The sequence below is a fragment of the Paraburkholderia aspalathi genome (assembly GCF_900116445.1).
GTDB classification, from domain to species: Bacteria; Pseudomonadota; Gammaproteobacteria; order Burkholderiales; family Burkholderiaceae; genus Paraburkholderia; species Paraburkholderia aspalathi.
In genome coordinates this window covers 1-2,477 of the sequence record NZ_FPBH01000086.1, presented here as the reverse complement: position 1 = coordinate 2,477, position 2,477 = coordinate 1, and the positions used below count along the sequence as shown (strand labels likewise).

Sequence of the window (2,477 nt, the reverse complement as noted above, 5' to 3'; positions counted from 1 at the left end):
GTAAGCGGCTGGAGAACCCGTCTTGACGGATTGAGCTAGCCAATGGTCGCAGGCGGGTGCCAGCGATGCGGCAGCAATGCGGCGATGTCGCTGGCCCTGTGGGTCGGCAGCCGCGTGAGGATGTCTTTCAGGTAGGCGTGCGGGTCGTGCCCGTTGAGTTGGGCCGAGCGTATCAGGCTCATGATGGCGGCAGCGCGCTGGCCTGCTCGTAGCGAGCCGGCGAACAACCAGTTGGCTCTGCCGATAGCCCATGGACGTATCTGGTTTTCTACCCAGTTGTTGTCTATCGGCACGTGTCCGTCGTCGAGATAGCGCGTGAGCGCTTCCCAACGTTTGAGGCTGTAGTCGAGCGCTTTCGCAATCGCTGAACCTTCCGAAACCAGCTTACGCTGCGCCACCATCCATTCATAAAGTGCGTCACACACCGGTTTGGCCCGACTCTGCCGGAGTTTGCGCCGCTCTTCGGCATCCAGCACTGCAGCGTCGCGCTCGATATCATAAAGCGCAGCGAAGAACGGCATGGCCTGTCCAGCGACGTGGCTGCTGTGATTGGCATGCAGGTCGAAGAACTTGCGCCGTGCGTGCGCAGCACATCCGATTTCAGTGATGCCCTGCTGGAATCCGGCCTTGTATCCGCCGTAGTCGTCGCACACCAGCTTGCCCTGCCAGCCGGCAAGGAAGGTGCGGGCGTGCTCGCCTGCACGGCTGTCGGCGAAGTCGTAGACCACGGCGCGCAGCTCACTGAAGTGCGTGGGCGTATACGCCCACAAGTACGCCCGGTGTGTCTTCCCTTTACCTGGACTAAGCATCTGTACCGGTGTCTCATCCGCATGCAGCACACCCTGCTGCAAGAGTTCCTGATGCAGGGCATCGACCAGTGGCTGCAACTGTGCGCCGCACGTGCCGACCCACGCACCCAATGTCGATCGCGGTATTGCCAGACCCGCCCGCGCAAAGATCTGTTCCTGACGATACAGGGGAAGGTGGTCAGCGTATTTGGCAACCAGCACCGAGGCCAGCAGCCCCGTGGTCGGGATGCCCTTGTCGATAACGTGTGCGGGCACTGGCGCCTGAATCAGCGTTTCGCAGTTCTTGCATACCCACTTGCCACGGATATGCCGCTCAACCGTGAACACGCCCGGCGTGTAGTCCAGCTTCTCGCTGATGTCCTCACCGATGCGCACGCGCTCGCAGCCACACTGGCATACGGTGCTATCCGGCTCGTGGTGGATCTCTGTGCGCGGCAGTTGCGCTGGCAGTGATGCGCGCTTCGGTTGCTGGGGTGACTGGTCGGCGGTGGCTTGCGGCTGAAGCTGCTCGAGCTCCAGTTCGATGGCGGCCAGATCCGCGTCGATCGCTTCTTCCAGCAGGCTCATCTGCTCGCTGCTGAACTGTTCGCTGCGCCGACCGTACTGCTGGCGCTTGAGGATGGAGATCTCGTGGCTCAGCTGCTCGATACGCGTCTGTCGGTAATGCAGCTCGCGTTCGTTGTCCTCGACCTCCCGCGTCTTCTCCTCAATCTCCCGGTCTCTCTCCTGCACCTGGGCAATCAGCTGCGCGGCGAGCGCGCGCAACTGTTCAGGGCTGAGGGCATTGAGGTCGGCAGGCAGGTTCATGCAAACCAGTCTGCCAGAACCCCTGGCACCGTGGAAGCGCGACAGTTTACGTCCCTGTTGGCCTCATACGACGCGGATCACACCGTTCGGGCCGATGCGCTGCCACGGCAAGCCCACCACCAGACCTGCGAGCTGCTCCTGCGTGAGTGCGTGTTGCTTTGGTTCGCTACCAGCGTGAGGCCAGACGAACTGTCCCTCGTTCAGCCGTCGCGCTGCCAGCCAGATCCCGATTCCGTCGTGAACCAGCACCTTCAGGCGATTGGCCCGCCGGTTGGCAAAGAGGTAAGCATGGTGCGGATGCGCCGCGCCGAACACCGTAATCACCCGCGCCAGTGCCGTATCGAAGCCCGCACGCATGTCCAGTGGTTCGACTGCCAGCCATGCTTCATCAATGCGGATCACGCGAGCCACTCTCGCAGCCAGGTGGCGCATTGTGCGGCCTCTGATGTCGGCCAGCTAACCGTTATCGACTGGTCCGCGCGGCGCACTTCGACGCGGATCTCAGCCGGGCGCACGTTCTTCGTGTCGAGCGAGAGCGGTACGAATGCCGGCGCCACTGCCGACTGCACCGCCACATCGCTACGTGAGACGAGAAAGCGCTCGTTCCCTTCGGCCTGTTCTACCCAACGTCGGAGCAGATTTGCGTTCAGCTTGTGGTGCAACGCGATGGCCGCGAGCGATACCCCAGGCCCCTGGCAGGCTGCCACCACCTGGGCTTTGAACTCGACGCTATAGCGCCGGCGTCGACGACGGCCAACTGGCGCCTCTTCTTCGATAGTGTTCACGTGTCCACCTATTTAAGTGGATACGATGCTCCCAAGACCTTCCATGCAACTCAAGATGGGATGGCTAGGCGCTTAC

At 62.2% G+C, this 2,477-nt stretch carries 3 protein-coding genes; all 3 read right to left on the bottom strand.

The window, feature by feature from the left end; genetic code table 11:
• Window positions 1–35 precede the first annotated feature (35 nt).
• The 3 genes from tnpC to tnpA all read right to left on the bottom strand — a co-directional run bounded on the left by tnpC (window position 36) and on the right by tnpA (window position 2,401).
• Complete coding sequence (tnpC, locus tag BM438_RS44450) at window positions 36–1,616, bottom strand: IS66 family transposase (protein WP_093647918.1); 1,581 nt, start codon at window positions 1,614–1,616, stop codon at window positions 36–38.
• A gap of 63 nt (window positions 1,617–1,679) precedes the next feature.
• Window positions 1,680–2,018, bottom strand: coding sequence for an IS66 family insertion sequence element accessory protein TnpB (gene tnpB / locus BM438_RS44445; protein ID WP_054043422.1), 339 nt, complete (start codon window positions 2,016–2,018; stop codon window positions 1,680–1,682).
• Window positions 2,015–2,401, bottom strand: coding sequence for an IS66-like element accessory protein TnpA (tnpA, locus tag BM438_RS44440; protein ID WP_054043419.1), 387 nt, complete (start codon window positions 2,399–2,401; stop codon window positions 2,015–2,017). The genes tnpB and tnpA overlap by 4 nt, the downstream gene beginning before the upstream one ends.
• Between the last annotated feature and the right edge of the window lie 76 nt (window positions 2,402–2,477).

Coding starts and splice junctions, on each gene's coding strand:
- tnpC (WP_093647918.1), bottom strand. CDS start 1,616: ATGAACCTGCCTGCCGACCTCAATGCCCTCAGCCCTGAACAGTTGCGC.